Origin of the sequence: Acinetobacter sp. MF4640, assembly GCF_002018895.1 — a bacterium.
GTDB lineage: Bacteria > Pseudomonadota > Gammaproteobacteria > Pseudomonadales > Moraxellaceae > Acinetobacter > Acinetobacter johnsonii.
Genome location: NZ_MVOM01000003.1, coordinates 19,519 through 40,474, shown reverse-complemented (window position 1 = coordinate 40,474; position 20,956 = coordinate 19,519). Strand labels below are relative to the sequence as shown.

The 20,956-nt window shown below is 41.2% G+C and carries 18 protein-coding genes and 1 riboswitch; of the genes, 8 read left to right on the top strand and 10 right to left on the bottom strand.

Annotated elements, in window-relative coordinates:
* Positions 1-120 precede the first annotated feature (120 nt).
* On the bottom strand, positions 121-738 hold the full coding sequence (locus tag MF4640_RS01565; protein WP_078388471.1) for a hypothetical protein: 618 nt from the start codon (positions 736-738) through the stop codon (positions 121-123).
* A gap of 137 nt (positions 739-875) precedes the next feature.
* Between MF4640_RS01565 and baeS the strand changes: the two genes are divergently transcribed.
* The 3 genes from baeS to MF4640_RS01550 all read left to right on the top strand — a co-directional run bounded on the left by baeS (position 876) and on the right by MF4640_RS01550 (position 4,800).
* Positions 876-2,528: a sensor histidine kinase efflux regulator BaeS gene (baeS, locus tag MF4640_RS01560; protein ID WP_078425720.1), complete on the top strand. Its 1,653-nt coding sequence runs from the start codon at positions 876-878 to the stop codon at positions 2,526-2,528.
* A 19-nt stretch (positions 2,529-2,547) separates the two neighbouring features.
* Positions 2,548-3,234, top strand: coding sequence for a response regulator (locus tag MF4640_RS01555; protein WP_004983596.1), 687 nt, complete (start codon positions 2,548-2,550; stop codon positions 3,232-3,234).
* A gap of 210 nt (positions 3,235-3,444) precedes the next feature.
* Entirely contained in the window at positions 3,445-4,800 is a 1,356-nt protein-coding gene (locus tag MF4640_RS01550; protein ID WP_078388469.1) for an amino acid permease, read from the top strand.
* A gap of 968 nt (positions 4,801-5,768) precedes the next feature.
* Here the strand turns inward: MF4640_RS01550 and MF4640_RS01545 are convergent.
* The 7 genes from MF4640_RS01545 to MF4640_RS01515 form a co-directional block, all read right to left on the bottom strand.
* Positions 5,769-6,140: an MmcQ/YjbR family DNA-binding protein gene (locus MF4640_RS01545; RefSeq protein ID WP_078388468.1), complete on the bottom strand. Its 372-nt coding sequence runs from the start codon at positions 6,138-6,140 to the stop codon at positions 5,769-5,771.
* Between the two features lie 69 nt (positions 6,141-6,209).
* Positions 6,210-7,655 (bottom strand): protein adenylyltransferase SelO, encoded by a 1,446-nt coding sequence (locus tag MF4640_RS01540; RefSeq protein WP_078388467.1) that lies wholly within the window; start codon positions 7,653-7,655, stop codon positions 6,210-6,212.
* A gap of 78 nt (positions 7,656-7,733) precedes the next feature.
* Entirely contained in the window at positions 7,734-8,063 is a 330-nt protein-coding gene (locus MF4640_RS01535) for a DHCW motif cupin fold protein (protein ID WP_005401971.1), read from the bottom strand.
* 74 nt (positions 8,064-8,137) lie between these two features.
* Positions 8,138-9,304 (bottom strand): acyl-CoA desaturase, encoded by a 1,167-nt coding sequence (locus MF4640_RS01530; protein ID WP_078388466.1) that lies wholly within the window; start codon positions 9,302-9,304, stop codon positions 8,138-8,140.
* A gap of 276 nt (positions 9,305-9,580) precedes the next feature.
* The gene (locus MF4640_RS01525; protein WP_078388465.1) at positions 9,581-10,303 is read right to left on the bottom strand and encodes a glycerophosphodiester phosphodiesterase; all 723 of its coding nucleotides are present in this window, start codon (positions 10,301-10,303) and stop codon (positions 9,581-9,583) included.
* 306 nt (positions 10,304-10,609) lie between these two features.
* Positions 10,610-11,188, bottom strand: a complete 579-nt coding sequence (locus tag MF4640_RS01520; protein WP_078388464.1) for a cob(I)yrinic acid a,c-diamide adenosyltransferase — start codon at positions 11,186-11,188, stop codon at positions 10,610-10,612.
* Positions 11,189-11,287: 99 nt separating this feature from the next.
* Positions 11,288-13,138, bottom strand: a complete 1,851-nt coding sequence (locus MF4640_RS01515; protein WP_078388463.1) for a TonB-dependent receptor plug domain-containing protein — start codon at positions 13,136-13,138, stop codon at positions 11,288-11,290.
* A 34-nt stretch (positions 13,139-13,172) separates the two neighbouring features.
* Positions 13,173-13,380, bottom strand: a riboswitch (cobalamin riboswitch).
* Positions 13,381-13,524: 144 nt separating this feature from the next.
* Here MF4640_RS01515 and MF4640_RS01510 point away from each other — a divergent pair.
* The 5 genes from MF4640_RS01510 to MF4640_RS01490 all read left to right on the top strand — a co-directional run bounded on the left by MF4640_RS01510 (position 13,525) and on the right by MF4640_RS01490 (position 18,052).
* On the top strand, positions 13,525-14,166 hold the full coding sequence (locus MF4640_RS01510) for a phosphoribosylanthranilate isomerase (RefSeq protein ID WP_078388462.1): 642 nt from the start codon (positions 13,525-13,527) through the stop codon (positions 14,164-14,166).
* Positions 14,150-15,379, top strand: a complete 1,230-nt coding sequence (gene trpB / locus MF4640_RS01505) for a tryptophan synthase subunit beta (protein WP_078388461.1) — start codon at positions 14,150-14,152, stop codon at positions 15,377-15,379. Before MF4640_RS01510 ends, trpB begins: the two co-directional genes overlap by 17 nt.
* Positions 15,380-15,447: 68 nt before the next feature.
* Positions 15,448-16,374: an FRG domain-containing protein gene (locus tag MF4640_RS01500; RefSeq protein WP_078388460.1), complete on the top strand. Its 927-nt coding sequence runs from the start codon at positions 15,448-15,450 to the stop codon at positions 16,372-16,374.
* A gap of 10 nt (positions 16,375-16,384) precedes the next feature.
* Positions 16,385-16,897: a DUF1543 domain-containing protein gene (locus MF4640_RS01495; RefSeq protein WP_078388459.1), complete on the top strand. Its 513-nt coding sequence runs from the start codon at positions 16,385-16,387 to the stop codon at positions 16,895-16,897.
* A gap of 162 nt (positions 16,898-17,059) precedes the next feature.
* A complete protein-coding gene (locus MF4640_RS01490) occupies positions 17,060-18,052 on the top strand; it encodes a DUF2804 domain-containing protein (protein WP_078388458.1) in 993 nt (330 codons plus the stop codon).
* A gap of 47 nt (positions 18,053-18,099) precedes the next feature.
* Here MF4640_RS01490 and MF4640_RS01485 read toward each other — a convergent pair whose 3' ends face one another.
* Together MF4640_RS01485 and MF4640_RS01480 are read right to left on the bottom strand one after the other, a co-directional pair.
* Complete coding sequence (locus tag MF4640_RS01485; protein ID WP_171263835.1) at positions 18,100-19,932, bottom strand: DUF3413 domain-containing protein; 1,833 nt, start codon at positions 19,930-19,932, stop codon at positions 18,100-18,102.
* Between the two features lie 112 nt (positions 19,933-20,044).
* Positions 20,045-20,920, bottom strand: a complete 876-nt coding sequence (locus MF4640_RS01480) for a metal-dependent hydrolase (protein WP_078388456.1) — start codon at positions 20,918-20,920, stop codon at positions 20,045-20,047.
* Positions 20,921-20,956: the final 36 nt, after the last annotated feature.

Here is a 20,956-nt window from a genome sequence, read left to right as displayed (position 1 = left end):
GAGTGTAAACAGTTTTGCTGCTTTTGGCATGACATAAATAGTCAAAAGCGTAAAAAGTTATCTCCAATAAAAAAGGCGCAATTTGCGCCTTTTTTATCTATTTATGCTTTTTAGAGTGGCTTAAGCGGTCTTATTCGGTGCTGAAACAGGGGCTTTAGGCTGGAAGTGAACGATACATTTGCCATCTACTGTTTGTGTGCCAACTTTTAACTGCACGGCTTTACCATCGGTTTGACCTTGGCAGGCTTTGGTCGCAGCTTGTTGGCGAGCTTGACGTTCAGCTAAACGTTGATCGTACTGTTGGGTTAACTCAGCACGTTTAGCATCGGTTAGCGGTTCGCCGCGTTGCATATGCATGCCACGGAACTCACCACGATCGGCTTGATCGCCACGCATTGGGCGATGTTCACCGCGTTTCATTTCATCACGGTTCGGTTTAAACGAAATCGCACATGTGCCTTCTAGTGTTTGTTCACCTGCTTTAACTTGGACTGCTGAACCCACTGCTTTGCCATCGCAGGCTTTTTTAATGTCTTGCATGACCTGTTTGCGTTCAGTACGCATTTTTTCAAACTGTTCGCGTTGTTCAGGTGTCATGTGACGGTCTTTTTGATAATGACCATGCATATGTTGCGACTGCTTCATGTCTTTCGGTGCTTGGGTGGATTGACAGGCAGTCAACGCACCTACAGATAAAACGCTGGCAGTGGCTAAAGCAATTTTTGTCATCTTATTCATTCTACAACTCCCCCATACAAGAGCATGTGATTTTGGATGATTAAAGATTAAATAATAAAGATGTAGAAACAATGGAGAGTTTTTTGATGCAGTGTTCTATACAATAACAAGGCAAAAGAATGACCGAGAGACTGCTTTTGAAGATTCGCCGCGTACCGATTGCTTTACGCTTATTCCTCACTGTATTGCTGACCACTTTGGTGATTACCACGGTGAGTTTAGGTGTGCTGCATTGGACGATGCAAAAGAATTTTGCCAAATATGTGGCGGACGTGGAAATGCAGAAGCTCGATCATCTGATTGATAACTTAGCAGGCGTTTATAGTACCTATCATGACTGGGGCAATGCCATTCAAGCGCAAATTTTGCAGATTGAAGGACATGCCGCGCCAGATGATTATGACCGTCTCTCTCGTTGGTGGTTACGTCGCCAGTACGACATTGCTTTGCAACAGCGTTATTTTAAAGAAAATACCAAAACCTTACTCAGTGATGTCTCTACCACTGAAGTCAAACATGAAAAACAGATTTTAACCGAACAAGAACTGCAAGCTTTGGAGGAAAACTTACCTTCGGAGTTTCAACCCTTCGAAGGTTTAAAGTTTCCACTCAGCGCCAATCAAAATGTGTTCCGCCCAGATCGTAAAAAAGAAGAGATTGAACAAGAGAGCAAACAAAACACAGGCAAAAAACAGTTTATTTCCACGCCTGACCGTTTGGGTCTGAGCTCGCGTTTGTCTTTATACGATACGCAGCGTCAGTTTGTGGTCGGTGAACCCTCGGATGATCAAGTTTCTTTCCGTCCTATTGTGGTGAATAACCAAGTGGTGGGGTATTTGGGGCTGAAACCAGTCCTTGATCAAGATGATGCATTGAGTATCAACTTCTTTAGTAACCAAAAACGTTATTTATTGCTGGTCTATGGTTTAACCGTTTTTGCTAGTTTAATTGCTGCGTTGTTGCTTGCGACTTATTTTAAGACACCGATTCAACGCTTGTTGAATGGTACGCGTGAATTAACAAAGGGTAATTTTCAGCATCAAGTTAAAGTGAATCGAAACGATGAGCTGGGTGATTTATCCAATGAACTGAACCAACTGGCTGTGATTTTAGATCAGCATGAAATTTCGCGTCGTCAGTGGGTGTCAGATACTTCGCACGAGTTGAAAACACCGCTGGCAGTGTTACAAGCGCAGATCGAAGCGATGCAAGACGGAATTCGAAAACCAACGCCTGAGCATTTTGAATCGATGTTACGCCAAGTCACCAGCTTGAAAAAACTCACACATGACTTGGCTGATTTGGCACAAGCGGAAGCACAGCAATTAAACTGTTACTTTGCAACCGTGAACCCGTGGGCGGTGATTGAGCAAGAAGTGGAAAACTTTAAGCCTAAATTTGAACAGGCCCATTTAAGCATTAGTGTCGAAGGTGAGGGCGCTGAGTTACAACTTGATATTGACCGCTTTAAGCAAATCATGGTCAATTTGTTGGGCAATAGCATTCGTTATACCGAAGCGGGTGGTCAGGTTCGAGTCCATACGGAACAGTCCGCAACAGATTGGACGGTCTATGTCGATGACAGTCCTTATGGTTTAAGTGATGAGCAACTAGCAAGACTCGGTGAGCGTTTCTACCGAGTCGATGACTCGCGTACGCGTAGCACAGGTGGTACAGGTTTAGGTTTGGCTTTATCGGCTAAACTGGCACAGGCTTTAGGAGGTGAATTGAGTTTTGATCATTCGCCTTTGGGTGGTTTACGTTGCAAGTTAACGTTCCCAAAAAAATGAAACACAAAAGGAAGTATGTATGAAACATATTATGCTGGTTGAAGATGAAGTAGAACTTGCACAATTGGTCCGCGATTATCTTGAAGCAGCGGGCTTTGAAGTCAGTATGTTTCACGATGGTCAGGACGCATTTGATAGCTTTACGCAGCGTAAACCGAGTCTGATGATTTTAGATTTGATGGTGCCGCGTATGGATGGCTTGACCATTTGCCGTAAAGTCCGTGAACAGTCGGATTTGCCGATTATTATGGTCACCGCACGCACCGAAGAAATTGACCGTGTGCTTGGCTTGAACATGGGAGCAGACGACTATGTGTGTAAACCATTTAGCCCGAAAGAATTAGTGGCGCGTGTCCAAGCCGTGTTACGCCGTTTAGAGCGTAAAGCTGAGCCTGAAGATCAGTCTTTGTTCCGCATGGATAAAGCGCAACAACGCATTTGGTATCAACAAAAGCCTTTAAACTTAACACCGACTGAGTTTCGTTTACTGGAGTTGTTTTTAGAGCATGTGGGGCAAGTCTATTCACGTGCGCAGTTACTAGATCATATCAACCCTGACAGTTTTGAAGTGGCTGACCGTGTGATTGATAGCCATATTAAGAACTTACGTCGTAAGATCTCTGATGCGGCTGAAACAGGTAACCGTCATGAATGGGTTCAGGCGGTATATGGTGTAGGTTACCGGTTTGAATATCCTGAAGATTAATTCATTTTTTAATTAAAAGTAGAAGCGGATAAGCCTTGGGTTATCCGCTTTTTTTATGGGATGGACTCAAGGCAGCAATCAAAATCTACAGTCCGTTTAAACCTTCAACTGGTGAAATGAAACTGAGCAATCGGCAATTTTGAAGAGCAAGACTGGTTGATCGCTTGTGCAAGCGGTACAATTCATTTTTTTATCAGGTGAGCATGTGTTTTGAGCAGCGAGACGCCTAAACTTCAGCGCCGTTTAAAGAACCGCCATATTCAATTGATCGCCATGGGCGGTGCAATTGGTACAGGTCTGTTTTTAGGTTCAGCACATATTATTGAGTCTGCTGGCCCATCGATTATTTTGGGTTATATGATGGGCGGTTTGATTGCATTTTTAATTATGCGTCAGCTCGGTGAAATGATTGTGCATGAGCCAGTGACGGGTTCATTCAGCTACTTTGCCTTTAAATATTGGGGGCGGTTTTCAGGCTTTTTAACGGGCTGGAACTACTGGGTACTGTATATCTTGGTGGTGATGACTGAACTGACCGCGATTGGCAAGTATGTGAATTACTGGTGGCCACATATTCCTGCGTGGGTCTCGGTGCTGGTGTTTTTTGTGGTGATCACACTGGCCAATCTTGCCAATGTCAAACTGTATGCGGAGTCTGAGTTTTGGTTGTCGATGATTAAAGTTGTGGCGATTATCGCCATGATCATCTTCGGGGTTTATCTGTTGTTGACGGCTGATGTTGGTTCAACTGCATCTGTCACGAACTTATGGGTACATGGCGGGTTTTTCCCACATGGCTTTGAAGGCTTGTTTTATATGCTGGCCTTTATGATGTTTGCCTTTGGCGGCATTGAGCTGATCAGTATGGCGGCTGCGGAAACCGAAGATCCTGAAAAGAATATTCCAAAAGCCGTCAATCAAACGGTGATTCGGGTTTTCCTGTTCTATATTTGCTCGTTGGCGATCCTTTTGTCTTTGGTGCCTTGGAATCAATTGGATTTGGGTGGTTTAGATAAAAGTCCATTCGTGCTTATTTTTAAGCAAATTGGCATTGATTGGGCAGCGCATTTACTGAATTTTATTATTCTGACTGCATCGGTTTCTGTTTGTAATAGTGGGATGTATGCCAATAGCCGCATGCTGTTAGGTCTGGCAGAACAAGGTAATGCCCCGCAAGTTTTTAAGCAGGTTAATCGACAGGGGACACCGATTGCGGCGGTTTTATTTTCAGCATTACTGATTTTTGGTTGCGTGCTGTTGAATTACTTTTTGCCTGAAAAAGCGCTCAGTTATCTGATTTATATTGTGGTCAGTGCGGCTGTGTTGAATTGGATGATGATCAGTTTGATCCATCTTAAATTTAGACAGAGTATGAAAAAGCAGGGCATTCAAACTAAGTTTCCAGCGTTATTTGCACCGTTTAGCAATTATTTTGTTTTAGTGTTTATGCTGATGATTTTATATATCATGTGGAATCAGGGTTTTATGCTTTCCGTGTTGATGCTTCCTGTGTGGATCCTCGTGTTATTTGTTTTATTTAAAACATTGAAGCCGAAGAAAAGCTAAAGCTTAGGTGATGATGTTGAAAAGGACTTAATATGAGTCCTTTTTTATTGGGCTTTTGATCGGTATATAAATTATAGATATTTCAAATCATGTGTCAGTTTGTCTTTTTACTTTTACATTTGTTTTAGACAAGGTCGATGAGTCTGTATTCAAATCAGCGAAGTATTCTTCTAGCCATTTGCATACCACTTAGGGTTGGATTGTGAGATGGCATTCTAACTTTTCAACAATGGAATCAAATAAGCAACTGAATATGAAAATGACTAAGACTTTACTGATTCTCAGTCTGTCTTTGTACGAGTTCAGCATGGCTTTCTGATTAACTTGGATGGAGAGTGAGCTACTCTCATACTTCATCTTTTCGGATTGATATGTATAGATAATTAAATAGGCAAAATCGAGAAAGAGTGATTGTATTTCCAACAGATTGAAGTACTGAGCTATAAAGTTGCTTTTAAATCACGCAAAAAGTAATTTTTAGGAGTAAGGCTCAGCTTTAGTCATCCTGAAAACTATCCACAATTTCTGCGGATAATTTTGGGGGTAAGTCTAATTAAGCTTATTTTTCTATGTACGTTTTGGCTTACACTAATTCAAGCGGATTGCGTCTAGGTCAGTCCCAAGATTTTTTATATGATGCAGTCATAGAGAACAGGAAGTTCCAAAACATAAAACAAAAATGATAAGTTCAACACTAGGATGTGAGGTACGACAGGAGTTATACCTAGCTAACCAATACGAAAAAGCCCGACAGGATGTCGGGCTTTTTTTTATCATCTATAAATGTCTCATTTCGTTTTTCTTTTCAAAATTTAGGTTCCAAATGGGCAATACGTAAAAAACGTCGAAAAGCTGCTCAGCAGAGACAATATACGTTCAAATCCATGACCTGTTTGATGTGGTGATAGGGTTGAGCTTTAGGAAATGTAATAGGAATAATTTAAAAATCTTTTTCATTCAATACGGATTTAGGTGATGGCTTTAAGCGCAGCGATTCGCTGTCTTTGTAGTTTATTCAGCTTGGATACCACGAGCTCATAAGAGCTATGTACCAGATCAATGACTAAATCAGGATCTAAGTCTTCATCTTCATAAATTGAAATCCAATGCTTTTTATTCATATGCCAACCTGCATGAATATAGGGATAAATATCACGTAGCATTGCGCCGTGGTCAGGCGTAACTTTTAAGTTACTTAAAGCTGCCCCACTTAAAGATGAATTGAGCAAAAACATTTTATCCATGACTTTATAGACATCACAGCCTTCACCAAAGGGCTGACTACACGTCACTTCTGGCAGGGCAAGTGCAGCTTTTGCAGCAATAAGATGTAAGGACATGTTGATCATCACTCAGTGGGCGAAGCCCTGTGGATATTGTTTAATTTATCCACAGTTTAAGCCAAATGCTTAAGATGAACAACTCACCATCACTTCAGGCACATCCGTTGGTAAAGGTGCTAAATCCTCAGCTTTCTCTAGTGCTACATTCCGCTCAAATGGATGGCTAAGCAGGTCAAATAAGCGTTCGACTTCTGAGAAATCGTTCCGTTCAGCCAGCTCAATCGCTTTTTGTGCCATGTGATTGCGTAGGATATAAACAGGGTTGGCTTGTTGCATCACTGCATTGAGTTCTGCCATGTCTTGATTTGCACGAATCTGTTCATATTGCGCGAGGAAACTTTCAAATTGACGACGGTCAAGGCAGTCATCTTTAATCATTTCATATTGCTGCTCTTGCAAACGCGTAAAGCTTTGTGTGTAGTCGAGCTGTTCAGTTTGTAGAATCCGTAAGAAGGTCATGGCACAGTCAAAACTGTCCGTGTGGAAATGAGGTAAGCCCATTTTCTGACTTAAACCCAGTTTGTAGTGCTCCAAGAACGTGGGTTCATAGTGCTCTAGGCAATCGGCAAGGTCTTGCTTCCATTGTTCTTTGTCATAGTCTTGAGGGCAAAGCGGAATGAGGTTATTCAACCATGTCCATAAGTTCCAGTGTCCAATGCTCGGCTGCTGCTGATAGGTATAGCGGCCTTGATAGTCAGAGTGATTGTTAATCCAATTCGGGCGGAAGCGTTCCATAAAGCCATAAGGACCAAAATCGAGGGTTGAACCTGTAATGTTTAAATTATCAGTATTCATCACCCCATGTGCGAAGCCGACCAGTTGCCATTTGGCAATCATTACCGCAGTCCGTTGAATCACTTGGGTTGCAAATGCCAAAACAGGTTGTTCCGCCTCTAAACACTCGGGGTAATGCCATTCGATACATTTTTGGGTAAATTCGTCGAGTAAATCAGGTTGGTACTGGTTGATCCACTCAAAATGTCCCAAGCGAATATGACAGTCTGATGTACGTAACATCATCGCACCGAGTTCCAATTTTTCCCGCTGCACGCCTTGAGCCGATGAGGTAAAGCCCACCGCGTTGCTTGAAGCCACGCCTAAACTATTCAGCGTATGTCCAGCCAAATACTCACGAATGACGGAGCGAAGTACCGCACGACCATCTCCCATACGCGAGTAAGGAGTAGAACCTGCACCCTTTAAATGCAGGTCAATGGTTTGCCCATATTGATCGAGAATTTGTGCGATCAATAAACCTCGACCATCACCGAGCTGTCCTGCCCACTGACCAAATTGATGTCCCGCATAAACCATTGCCAAAGGTTCAAATTCACTAAAGGTTTTTTGTCCGCTACAAATCTCTACCCAAGACTGTTTGTCTGCTTCAGACCATTGTAATTGTTCTGCTAAAGCAGCATTGAAATGACCTGCTTTTGCGCCTTTCAGTGGTAGGGGCTGTTGATGGTGATAAAGCTTTGAAGACAGGAGGGAGTAGCGTGAATTGAACTGCATAGTGAAGGATCACAAGGGATAAGCCATGACCCCATCAATATAGCAAAGTTTTAGTGTTAAGGCATATATCCAACTGTTTTAGTCAACTATAAACAGTTTGGCACCTTTTGAGGTGGACGAGCGATGGGCTTCGGCTTGATCCGCAACTTGGTAACTCATGCCAGCCGTGAGGGTAAAGCTACGACCATCATCTAGTTCAGTGTGTAGTTCACCTTCTAAGCACAACAGGATATGTCCTTTAGAACACCAATGGTCGGCCAGATAGTTCTCAGAATACTCCACCATACGTACGCGAATCGTGTCAAATTGCTGAGTACGCCATAGGGCATAACCCTGATCACCTGTATGGCGGGTGGTGGGTATCTCAGCCCAGTTGGTGATACCGAAAGGAATGTTGTTAATATCCATGTTGTTATCCTTTATGAACTGCTAAAAAAAGCCCCTTGCGGAGCTTTCTTTTGAAATGCTGAATCAGAGATTAATTACTGAGAAACAGGGGCTTTTTTAATGCTGCGCATCAGTGTGGTCAAGGTTTGACGGTGATGACCTAGACGCTGTTCGACTAACTGAAACTCAATTTTGAGCTTCTCATCCATTTGATGGATTTTTTCTGCCACAGCCGTTTTCTTGGCTTGAATTTCTTGTTCTTTCAATTTTGCCCAGTCATTTAAGGTTTGGGTAAAAGCATCATACTCTTGTGCAATACGAGCTTTCGCGGAACTAATGTCATCACTGACATTCAGACCATGAACTTCTAAGTCTTGTTCAGCGTATTTAAACTTCATCGCAAGTTCAGCTTTTTTAATATTGAAACTCGGAATACGACGTAAGTTTTTAGCTAAACCGAGTTTTGAGCATGACCAAATCAACCATTTGGTTGGGTCATATTGCCACCATTTCACACCGTTACGATAGTCGTATTGGAAAATGTGGTGGTAGTTATGATAACCCTCACCCCAAGTGGCAATGGCTAACCAGAAGTTGTCACGTGCGGTATTTTCGTCTGTATATGGGCGTTTGCCCCACATGTGGCATAAAGAGTTAATGAAGAACGTGACGTGGTGGCTGAGGATTAAACGCATTAATCCGCCCAACAATAACACCCCCCATAAGTCGCCTACAGCCCAACCAATTGGTAATAAAATACCCATGTGGACGCTGATCACTAAAGGAACATAGTATTTGTGTTGGAACATCACCAATTTATCATTCAGTAAATCGGGTGCATTTTTAAAGTCCGGTTCTGCTGATGGATAGTCACGAAGCATCCAACCCATGTGCGCATACCAAAAGCCATTGTTAATCGAGTACGGATCTTTCTCGATATCATCGACATGGCGGTGGTGGGTACGGTGACCTGAACTCCAAAATAAAATACTGTTTTGCACGGCAAAGGTACCCATAATCATCAAAATGATTTTTAAAGGTAAGCTTGCTTCATAAGCACGGTGTGCCCATAAGCGGTGATAGCCAGCAGTAATACCTAAGCTACTAACACCCAGTAATACAAACATACTGATCCAAGCGGCTAAGCTGAAATCATGCTGAAAGGCATATAAGGGAATTGCAATCACAGTCACAATCGGAAGAAAAACCAATGCAAAAATTGCAACCCAGTTAAATGGGGCTTTGGGTAGGGGAGCATTCATCTCCAACAGCACTCCTGAAACCTTGGGAGGTATAAATGGAAGGTCAATCCATTACTTTTTGCATGGATTAAGCTACAGCATATTAGCATGAGCGAACCTTGGTTCACTAGCATTATTGTACAGATGTATTGTACTAAACAGTAACAGAATACGAATGTTTAGATATCGAAATTACCGAAGCTTTTCTAGGCTTTATAGTAGCAGAGCGATCAATATGAAAAATAACCATTTTCACTGCTACTACTCATGTAAAACTCAAGTCAATCTGTGGCCTGTTCAATGCACATCTATCAAATGTTGTAGCATCATTTTAGGAAAATCTGTAATTAATCCATCAATGCCACAGTCACGTAAATGTTTGGCGCGCTCGATGTCATTCACTGTCCAAACACTAATGGCTAAATTCGCTTGTTGTGTGGCTTTTAACAAGTCATCGCTTGCCAGTTGGTTCATCCAGCCGATTTGGCAACAGTCGTATTTGAGCGCTTGTTCAATCGCAAGATGTTGAATATCGTCTTCAATCAATAAGCCACGTTTAAATGGGGAGTGTTGATCTTGGAGTGCTTGTAGGATTTTAAGATCAAAACTGGTGATGACCGCACTGTGTTCAAAGCCTCTAAGTTGCTGTGTGAGATGTTGTGTCAGTCGTTCCGCTTCAGCTTGTGTTTGCACGGCTTTGACTTCAACTTCAAGATGTTCGAAGTCCTGCATAATCTGGAGTGCTTGTCGTAGTGTTGGGGTACTTTGCTTTTCCCAGTCTAGCCAAATATGTGCTTGGTTATAGGCATCGAGTTGTGTGCTGCTTAATGGGTAGAGTGCTTGGTCACTACCTGTGGTTCGGAGCATGTTGTCATCATGCATAATGATCAGCTCATGGTCTTTGAGCTGACGAACATCAAATTCGACCGCACGGATGCCCAGATCATGAATATATTGAAAACCGCCGAGTGTATTTTCTGGGGCTTCGCCACGTGCACCACGATGTCCGATGATTCTCATATTGAACCTGATCTATATACGTCTTTTGCGTGATTGTAGCGCTAAAAATATCTGATTGGGATAGATTCTAAGGTGGAAATATCAGATATGCGTAAATGCGATTCGTAATGGTTTGAGGTAGGACTGAATTTGAATGAAATGCTTCTGTGATATTCACGATCAGAGATGGCTGTGGGCGAGTTTTACGCTTGGACAATGGTTTTGATTGCTTTTCCCAAAAGAAAAGTAACATCAAAAAGTCCTCCAGTGAATTGATCACAGGAAGACTCTGAAAAAATCTATTTCGTTCTAAATACATAGAATTGTTTAAATAGTTTCATTGATATTTTTTTGCCAAAGTACTTCCGAGCCACCTTCAGCACGCTGTAAAGCACGCGATGCAACAAAAAGCCAATCCGATAAGCGGTTGAGCAACTGTAGTGCGGTGCTTTGAATATTTTGATCACGAGTGTGCACCGACATTAAGCTACGTTCAGCTCGGCGACATACCGCTCGTGCTTGATGTGCATAGCTACATGCTAAAGAACCCGAAGGTAAGATAAATTCTTTCAGCATGGGTAAGTCTTCATTCATGCGGTCAATTTCTTGTTCAAGAAACTCAATACAAACTGGTTGCAGCAAGTGATAGTTTGGAATACACACTTCACCGCCTAAGTCGAAAAGCCAATGCTGAATCAGGCTTAAGCTTTTATCCCATGTGGCTTTGTCTGTGATTTGGCTTGCAGTAATTTGAGCACGAAGTACACCAATTGTTGAATTTAGCTCATCGACATCACCGAGTGCGGTAATTCTTAGATCATCTTTAGTCACACGTGATCCATCGCCCAGACCTGTGGTGCCTGAGTCGCCAGTACGGGTATAAATTTTACTTAAACGGTGGCCCATAATTTGTCCTGCTTAAAGAATGAAAAAAGGATAATGTCGGTCAAAACATTATCCATAAACTGCGCTGTTTTAAATTGTTTTTTAAGTCTTTACATTAAATTAATAACGGAAAGTGACTCCTACAGAGGCTAAACGGCCACCATTGATATAGTAAATATCTTGACCCCATTGAGATGCTGAAGTTGTTTTATATTCGACATCGCCAATGTTTTGAATGTTGGTAAATACTTTTACATTTTGATTGATGTTCCAGTATGCATTAACGTCGATAGTTGCATAGCCTGAAACATTAGATCCATTTTTAGGTTTAGATTTGGCTGAAAGTGAAGTACTGATACCATATACTTCATTTTGAAGACCGGTAGTTAATGTCAGACTTTGACGAGGACGGCGATTAAGGTCGGTGTCAGTAGCTTTATCTTTAGGCTGCACATAGGCATATCCTAAATCCCAAAATAGGTCGTCATTAGCCCAATTAAGATTTAGTTCACCACCAGTAAAAGTGGCTTCTTTCACATTGAAGTTTTTCCCATTTTGCCAAGTAATTAAGTTATCAACTTCATTACGGTATATTGATAGCCCAAATGTAAATTGATCAGTAATAATCTGATCTAAACCAATTTCATATGAAATACTTTCTTCAGGTTTTAAATCAGGATTACCGCCCCAATTTAATGCGTATAAGTCGTTGTTGGTTGGTGCTCTAAATGCTGTACCAATATTGCTGTAAATACTAGTTTGAGGTAAAAGTTGATAACGTGCAGCTACTTGACCTACAGTATGTGTACCAAAGGTTTCATGATCTTCTACACGAAGCCCAGCTTGAGTATGTAGTTTGTCAGATTGGTATTGATGTTGAATAAAGTAGCCTGTACTTGCAACATCTTTTAGATAGTCCACACCATATGGAGCGCTACCAGAAAGTACATCAGACTCAATATTCTTGTGTGCAACGCCCACTAAAATATTTTGTGATGGAGTAAATTGCCATTTGCTATAGAGTTCAGCCTCTTTAGTCGTATTGTAAATCGCATCTTGAGATTCATTTTGCTCAAGATCATCTTTGAATTGCGATAAACGAGCATGCACCGAAATATCATCATTGATATTTACACGGCCTTTAATATTGATAATCTCATTTTTAAAATCTTGAGTGACATTTTTGACACCAGTGTATGTATCATTGTCAGTGATATATTGAGATTGTCCATTATTCTCTGAGTAATCTATAGACGCGGCATATTGTTGCTTTTCTACACCGATTTTTGTACTAAATCCTTTTTGGTCATAGCTACCTGTTTTTATATTAGGATCTTTCAAATTTGTTACTTGTGTCCCGTCAGATTCTAAGCGTTGACCCCGAATTTGTGCATAAAATCCATCTTCGGCTAAATCCGCTCCGATAACAGCCTTATAAGTATTATGCTCACCCATTTCACCTGTGACAAAAGCACTAGTTTTCTCAGGTGTTTTCGAAATAAGTTGAACAACACCACCAATTGCATCTGTACCATAAAGTACTGAAGCAGGGCCTTTTAATAGTTCAATTTGTTTAATATCAGTAGTATCAATAAAAGCAAGTGACGCTGCACCAGCAGAGCCTGTATTTAGACGAACACCATCACGTAACACAAGGGTGTGTGTTGAGTTTGTTCCACGAGTAAAGATTGATGCTGCTTGGCCATAACCACCATATTGCATCATATCGATAGAAGCATCACTCATAAGTAAGTGTGGTAATTCCGCTATAGGAGATTGGTCTAAAATTTGTGGTTCAATAATAGAGATTCGTGAAGGAACGTCTTTAATCTTTTCTTCAGAACGTGTTGCTGTTACAACCAATGTGTCTAAAGATGCATTAACACTGTCTTGTGCAGATGCTGTTGCGGAGAAACCCATCGCAATAGCGATTGCGCCCACTAAAGCTGTAGGCTGAAATAAATTTGACATGCTTGCTCCATACATTCACCCCCCGTGAATGATTGAGTTAAATGGCGCAACAAGCAGGTCTCCGGACTTAAATATAGATATTGCGAACAATATTGGTATATCCATCTTCCCACACGAGTGCAGTGATGTAAGTGCAAATACTTATAAAGATATACGTTTCGTTTTACCGTTGCGGGGGCAGTGTTGGATTCTCACCAACTTCCCTAAAGCATAGTGCTTAGACTTATTGCATTTGCGCGAAGTATAAGGTTTGTATGCGAATTAAACAATCTATGTAAAGATTTTTTCAGGATGAACTTTACGCAAGGTGAAAAAATTGCATTACAATGATTTGCCCTGTTATTTATAGATCAGCTATAAATAGGGTTGAGCCAGAGTCATAACCTATGCGAACCCGTGCCAAAATTTGTGGAATTACCCGTAGCCAAGATATTCAAGCTGTGGTCAATGCTGGGGCTGATGCGATTGGTTTTGTATTTTTTCCGCCTAGTCCACGTCATGTCAGTGCAGCTCAAGCTAAAGAATTGATTCGATATGTGCCTGCCTATGTGCAAACTGTTGGACTTTTTGTGAATGCCACTGCGGCTGACATTGTAGATGTGTTAAAACAAGTGGCACTCGATATCATTCAGTTTCATGGTGATGAAACACCAGAAGACTGTCAGGCAATTGCGGCACAAGTAGGACGTCGTTGGTATAAAGCCATTCAGGTGAAACCTGAACTGGATGTGGTTGTAGAAGTTCAACGCTTCCAACAGGCCGGGGCAAGTGCAGTGCTCTTAGATGCATGGCATCCCGAATTGAAAGGGGGAACAGGACACAGTTTTGACTGGTCACAATTCCCCAAACTGGATATTCCTTTAATTTTAGCTGGTGGTTTAACCCCAACTAATGTTGAAGACGCTATAAAGACGACTGGGGCTTATGCTGTAGATGTCAGCGGAGGCGTCGAATCCGCTAAAGGTATAAAAGACCAACAACTTATAGAAAACTTCATGCAAGGAGTCCATCGTGGATCAGCAAAGTAATGTGATTGACTATACCCAATACCCAGATGAACGTGGGCATTTCGGTATCCATGGCGGACGTTTTGTGTCAGAAACTCTAATGGCAGCATTAGAAGACTTAGAAAAGCTCTATTTCCGTATGAAGGATGATGAGCAGTTTCTGGCAGAATTCGACCGTGACCTCGCCTACTATGTAGGTCGTCCTAGTCCTTTATATTATGCTGAGCGATGGTCGAAAGAGTTGGGGGGTGCTCAAATTTACTTAAAACGTGAAGATCTGAATCATACAGGTTCGCATAAAGTGAATAACACCATTGGTCAGGCTTTATTGGCAAAACTGTCGGGTAAAAAACGAATTATTGCTGAAACTGGCGCAGGTCAGCACGGTGTTGCAACGGCTACGATTGCAGCGCGTTTAGGGCTTGAATGTGTGGTATTCATGGGTGCTGAAGACGTGAAACGTCAAGCCATGAACGTGTACCGTATGCGTTTACTCGGTGCGACCGTTGTACCTGTGGAAAGCGGTTCTAAAACATTGAAAGATGCCATGAACGAAGCAATGCGTGACTGGGTCACGAATGTGGATTCAACTTACTATGTGATTGGTACGGTTGCAGGCCCACACCCATATCCACAATTGGTTCGTGACTTCCAATCGATTATTGGTCGTGAAGCACGCAAGCAAATTCAAGAACAAGCAGGGCGTTTACCTGATGCACTCGTTGCATGTGTAGGCGGTGGTTCAAATGCAATGGGCTTGTTCTATCCATTCTTAAATGACCCAGATGTGAAAATGTATGGCGTTGAAGCTGCGGGTTATGGTATTGAAACAGGTAAACATTCTGCACCGTTAAATGCTGGTCATGTTGGTGTATTGCATGGTAACCGTACTTATTTGATGTCGGATGAACAAGGTCAAATCATTGAAACCCATTCGATTTCAGCAGGTTTAGATTATCCAGGTGTAGGCCCTGAGCATAGTTTCTTAAAAGATATGCATCGTGTTGAATATGTGCCAATCAATGACAATGAAGCTTTACAAGGTTTCCGTGATTTGACTCATATTGAAGGGATTATTCCGGCATTGGAAAGTTCTCATGCGATGGCTTATGTCACTAAACTTGCGCCAACGATGTCTAAGGATCAAATTATTATTGCGACGGTTTCAGGTCGTGGTGATAAAGATTTGATGACTGTGGCACGTATTGATGGCGTAGAAATGGTTGAGATGTAATTCACAATGACTATTGAATAAAGCTCCTTTTGGGGCTTTATTTTTGTTGATTAATTGATGGAGAGGATATGGAAATTAAGGAGGGATTTGGTTTTAAAGAAATCATTTTAGAAAATGTGGATGAATTTATTGAACTCATTAGACCAGACAAAAAAAATATCAATCAATACTTAGAAAGTGTGAATGGTAAATTTATTTATCGCGGTCAAGCAGATTCAAATTGGGAATTAGAGCCTAGTTTATTCCGACATTCACCTGCAGACCAAATTTTATCAAACACATTTGATGGACTTTGTTTTATGTATTGGGTACGTTTAAAGGAATTTATAAACGGCTGTGATTTAAATTCATCAAAAATTCCTTTCGATTCCAAAGCTTTAAGAGATAATCATTTTAACGAGTTCGATAGTGCAGTTGTCTTTAAAACTAAGGCATGGCCGCATGCTGAATTGTATGAGTTAATCGCTTTTGCCCAGCATTATGGTGTATGGACAGAGTTTTTAGATTGGACAAAAAGTCCGTTGGTTGCATGTTACTTCGCTGCTTCTCAAGCTATCAAACAACCATCATTTGATGATCTATTGTCGGTTTGGATATTTGATACCGAAAAGGAAAATTTACTGAGCAATGGTACTGAAAAAAACTTTGAAATTATTGAAGTTCCTAAAAGTGCTAATCAAAATATATCTTCTCAACTGGGTTGTTTTACTTTAGTTCGTCAAAACTTGGTTAGAGGAACAGCATTAACTTTTGAACAGAAACCTAAAAGAATTAAACAGCTTAAATTATTAAATGAGCTGGTTGCTGATAAAAAGATACAAGCATTATTAAAAATTTCTTTACCCCAAAAATATGCTGCTGAACTTTTACAATATTGTTCAGTTTATTCAATCAATGCCGCTACTATTTTTAGAGGAATTGAGGGGGCGGCAATTTATGCTAAAGAAAGCTTTGATATTGAAGCATTTAGAAGAAAAGTAACTTCATCAATTTAAAGGAAATAGAATGCCCAACCTATTTATGGTTATGCTAGGTGGTCGTCATGCACGTGCCAATACCGAAGTCCATGATGTTGTGTTTGCTGTCGCTGACAGTTTAGAAGACAGTTACCCGCAACTTAAACATGCATGGTTTGGTGAACAAAAAGGCTTACATATAGATGCTTGGGCACGGCTAAATGGTGTTGAAAGTCGAGGGAAAAAATACCAAATACAGTTTAGTGATGCTCAGCCTCAAGTCACAGATGAAAAATTGTGGCTCATAAATTTAGGTGGCTATGACACACGTGAATTTGGGGAGTTGCATCGTTATGTACTCGTTGTTGCTCCACATGCAGCGGAAGCCAAACAACTTGGCAAACAACATTTTGATCAAAAGTGGAAAAAGCAACATACAGATCGTGTTTTAGACGTCGATGACTGTATTGCGATTGATTGCATACATGGACGTTATGTGGCTTTGGTTGAAGCTGAGTTTGATGCAAACATCTGGGAAAATACATATCTGATGTTAAATTAAGTTTGGATCATTCTTAATTTTTAAGTGGTGTCTTCAAACGAAAGAGAGTAGGTTTAGCGAACAATTTGATGAAAAAACAAACTAAATACTTTTCACCTTTAAAATTATAGGCATAATATGCTTAGGGATATTAATTAACTTTTGCTTAAGGATAAAGCATCAATGGATTTGATTCAGTCCAACGGACAACCACATTATGGTCGGTTTAGCGAACTTCCAAAAACCATTGATTTAAATAAGTATCAGTATAAAACCCCATATGGTGAAGTGCTCACTGGCTGGCGGAAAAAGCTAAAATATAAGAAATTTAAGTTTTGTAGCATTCAACATGAACACTACACCATTGGTTTAGCGATTGCTGATATTGCTTGGGCTGGACACGGTTTCGTTTATATTTACGATCATCTTAAAAATGAAGTACTTGAATGGAACGCCGTGAATTTTCTGGCGCGTAAAACCGTTTTAGATGAACAGCCTTTGTATAACCAGAGTGTGTTTGCAAATTCACCGTTTCAAATTGAAATTCAGCATGCCAATGGGGTGCGCTATGTTCAAGTCACCAAGTATGGTGAGATTAAGCTGAGTGCCCGAATTTTCTGCGCAGGCACTGATCCATTGAGTATGTGTAGTCCAACAGGGATTAATGGTTGGACTTATACCCATAAACTGACCACCTTAGCGTGTGAGGGTTTTTTTACCAATAAAGCGGGGCAGATCATTCAGTTTAATGAGCGGACCTTGGCTGCGCTAGATGACACCTGTGGCTTCCTCCGACCGGAAACAGCTTGGTTTTGGCTCTCTTGTAGTTTTTGGGATGCACAGGGTAAGCGTATTGGTCTGAACTTAGCCTCTGGTGTGAATGAAAGTTTTGGCAATGAAAACTGTCTGTGGATGAATGGAAAGCTCTATACCGTGAGTGATGTTCTATTCCAAATGGAAGAAGAAGGGCGTTGGAGCATTCGCTCGTTAGATGAACGCTTAAATTTAACTGTGACCACGGGTTGGCGCCGTTTTGAAAACCTAAATTTGCGTCTTGTGGGCAGTCAGTTTAGTCAATGGCAAGCCAAGATTAGCGGTACGATTCAGCAGGGTGATCAAGAGATTGTATTGCTAAATGAATATGGATTGCTCGAACAGCACTATGCAAAGTGGTAAAAGACCTGTGATAAAAAACCGGCATCATGCCGGTTTTTCTTTTGCCTTTATTTATTAAAACGACTAATTTGCTCCAATGCTGCTTGAACATGAGCATAGTTTGGCTCTTGATCTGACATTGGCTGATTCTTTTTATCTAAGATTTCGAACTGCCCAACAGCCCCCACTTCTAAGATGTTTTTAGGGGTAACAATGCCATATTTACTATAGCTTGAGGTTAAAATCCAATCACGTTGAATTTGTGGTCCCAACAAATCTTCACCCACTGAATAGTCGTGAATTTTTGTGGTTACACCCAAATAGTTTTTCATGAGTGTAGGAACAATATCTTGATGGCTAGTTAAAACGTGGTTATTCCATAGCGCATCAGTTTGTATCTTCGGACCAATGATTGCAAAGGGAACTTTGACTTGAGGGTCGGTAAAGTTACCATTATGTCCCCAGAAGTTTTGAAGATTATCATTCACTTCTTGCCCGTGGTCGCCAGTAATGATGACCAACGTGTTCTCTGCATCACCTGTTTCTTTGAGTTTATCTAAAACTTGTTTCACAATGCTGTCGACGTAGTGCACACTAGTTTTATAACGATTCATCATTAATGAACGATCAGAATCATTACTTAACTTGAGATAATTGACTTCATCCAGCATTGGTTTGTACTGGTGTGGATAGTCTTTAGGAAAGCTGTATCCGTGTGGAGAGTCATAAAATAAAAATGAAAAGGTTGGTTTGTTTCGATCTCTTTTTTCATACCATTTTAACCAATCTTGCGTTAATTCTTCATCAAGACCACCTGCCACTTTGCCAGAAGAACCAATACGTAAATTTGGCACTTTTGAAAACGCGGTTTCATGGAATTCAGGGTTGGTTAATTTGGCAGCAGCAAATAAACCCAGTTGATAATTCAGTGCTTGCAAACGGTCAATAAATACTGGACTTTGGCGGTTCACAATCATGCCATGCCAGTAAGTACCAGGAATACCATAGAACATCCCAAAAATACCTGTGCGTGTGGCATTTCCTGTTGAATAGTGTTGATTAAAAATCTTTCCGTTCTGCGCATAATTCCACAAGTTTGGTGAGTTGTCTGCATTAAATGTGTCTGCACGCCAAGAATCAATCACGATAAACATAATATTGGTGGGTTGCTTTGGAGCTTCTCCAACAATCGGCGTCAGCGGATAATTCAGGTCACTTTTACGTTCTAAAGACATAGCCTTTTGTTTTTCTAAGGCTTCTTCATCAATCCAGCCGTACTTTTTCATGGTTTTATTCGAGGTCATCGGATAAAACATCGGTAAATAGCGTTGTGTCATGGTTACAGGTTGATACACATGTGCTGCAGCCCAAACGTGAATACCATTACTTAAAAGTAAAGCAACAAACACTAAGCCTGTAAACTTTTTACCAATGCTCCATGAAAAAGTGGGTAATTTTTTCTCTAAGAATCGGATCAAGTAAAATTGTGCTGCAAAAATACAGGCAATCGCAGCAATGACCATCAGCCATGTTGAGATTGAGAAACTCACAACCTGACCTGACATCACCAGTTCCAGCATGACGGTATTGATATGGAAACGGTACTGTGCGTAAACAAAGGTATCTATGATCAGTGCAATGAGTGCCAAGCTAGCAATACTTGCTTGCGTAATATGACGTAGCGTATTGGGTAGAAATAAGCTCGGAATCAAGATCAAGCCAATCAATGAAGCAAGCACAGTCATGTGCGAGAATGTTCCAGTAAATAAGAAACTGAATCCCAATAAATCTGTTGGAAACTCAGATAAATACAGGAAATATCTGCAAGCAATAAGCATCGAGATCACTGCATTGACCATGATCAAATAACCAAGAACGCGGAGTTTGAATTTAAACGACATTTTTAACTTCGGATGTAATCGGACATACAAATTCAACTTCATATACCCATGTTTTAAGATGGCGTATGATACCTAAACTCATCCAAAGTGTATATTTGTTGCGCTTACTGAATTATTTCCCAGCTTGCCAAAAAGCTTCACCCGCTAAAATCGGATCATGACTTTCTGCTAGGGTGTCGATCCAAACTTTATACTGAGCAATCACAGGATGTTGATTGGGATGAAAGTCTTTCTTAAACCAATCGAGATATTGACCACGCATCCGAGACAGTATCCCTTTTTCCCCAAAGAACCATGGCAGCCCTTTACGCATCATTTGCAAGCGCTGAATACGGTTAAAGCCATCATGTTTGAGCATGACATCTGCACGATAGGTGGTGAAACCAAACATCATCACCGTGGTAAAGGCCAATGCAAATAGACGCGTCGCTTCAGGCACATGTCCGACTTGTTTCATCACATCAAACGCGACATCGCGGTGTTCCATTTCTTCAATTGCATGCCATGCAAATAAAGCACGTACATAGGGGTGGGCCTCAGCCAACGTGGCTTTATGGCTATAAAAAGTTTCGGCCATCAGTGCGGTTAAATGTTCTGCCGCAGCCGTCATGGCAATGTTGTATTGCGGCGAGCGTTTGCTTAATTCGAACTTGAAGATTTTATTTAAACGCTGAATAAACTGATCGACAGGCATGCCTTGTTCTCGCATGACCTGATTCATTTTGTCATGGGCAATGCCATGCTGTGCTTCCTGCTTAATAAAATCGCTTACACGAGCCGCTAAGCTTGGGTCTGTAATTTGGTCCCGAAACAAACGCACGCTTTGAATAAAATAGCGTTCTCCATCGGGGAAAGTGAGGCTGAGTGCATCGAACATGCGCGTAAGGAATGGGTCGCCGCCAAACCAAAAACGGGGCACTTCATCGAGCTTAAAATTAAGTTGAGTTCGCACAATCGGTTCAACAGGGGTTGTAACAATGGCATTCATTTTGTTTTACTTCATTTGCCTTGGATGATTGCAGTA

What these genes read in the sequence shown, in the direction of transcription:
- MF4640_RS01565 (WP_078388471.1), bottom strand. Translation starts at nt 738, where the DNA reads ATGAATAAGATGACAAAAATTGCTTTAGCCACTGCCAGCGTTTTATCT.
- MF4640_RS01555 (WP_004983596.1), top strand. Translation starts at nt 2,548, where the DNA reads ATGAAACATATTATGCTGGTTGAAGATGAAGTAGAACTTGCACAATTG.
- MF4640_RS01545 (WP_078388468.1), bottom strand. Translation starts at nt 6,140, where the DNA reads ATGTCCTTACATCTTATTGCTGCAAAAGCTGCACTTGCCCTGCCAGAA.
- MF4640_RS01540 (WP_078388467.1), bottom strand. Translation starts at nt 7,655, where the DNA reads ATGCAGTTCAATTCACGCTACTCCCTCCTGTCTTCAAAGCTTTATCAC.
- MF4640_RS01535 (WP_005401971.1), bottom strand. Translation starts at nt 8,063, where the DNA reads ATGGATATTAACAACATTCCTTTCGGTATCACCAACTGGGCTGAGATA.
- MF4640_RS01530 (WP_078388466.1), bottom strand. Translation starts at nt 9,304, where the DNA reads ATGAATGCTCCCCTACCCAAAGCCCCATTTAACTGGGTTGCAATTTTT.
- MF4640_RS01525 (WP_078388465.1), bottom strand. Translation starts at nt 10,303, where the DNA reads ATGAGAATCATCGGACATCGTGGTGCACGTGGCGAAGCCCCAGAAAAT.
- MF4640_RS01520 (WP_078388464.1), bottom strand. Translation starts at nt 11,188, where the DNA reads ATGGGCCACCGTTTAAGTAAAATTTATACCCGTACTGGCGACTCAGGC.
- MF4640_RS01515 (WP_078388463.1), bottom strand. Translation starts at nt 13,138, where the DNA reads ATGTCAAATTTATTTCAGCCTACAGCTTTAGTGGGCGCAATCGCTATT.
- MF4640_RS01510 (WP_078388462.1), top strand. Translation starts at nt 13,525, where the DNA reads ATGCGAACCCGTGCCAAAATTTGTGGAATTACCCGTAGCCAAGATATT.
- MF4640_RS01500 (WP_078388460.1), top strand. Translation starts at nt 15,448, where the DNA reads ATGGAAATTAAGGAGGGATTTGGTTTTAAAGAAATCATTTTAGAAAAT.
- MF4640_RS01495 (WP_078388459.1), top strand. Translation starts at nt 16,385, where the DNA reads ATGCCCAACCTATTTATGGTTATGCTAGGTGGTCGTCATGCACGTGCC.
- MF4640_RS01490 (WP_078388458.1), top strand. Translation starts at nt 17,060, where the DNA reads ATGGATTTGATTCAGTCCAACGGACAACCACATTATGGTCGGTTTAGC.
- MF4640_RS01485 (WP_171263835.1), bottom strand. Translation starts at nt 19,932, where the DNA reads ATGTCGTTTAAATTCAAACTCCGCGTTCTTGGTTATTTGATCATGGTC.
- MF4640_RS01480 (WP_078388456.1), bottom strand. Translation starts at nt 20,920, where the DNA reads ATGAATGCCATTGTTACAACCCCTGTTGAACCGATTGTGCGAACTCAA.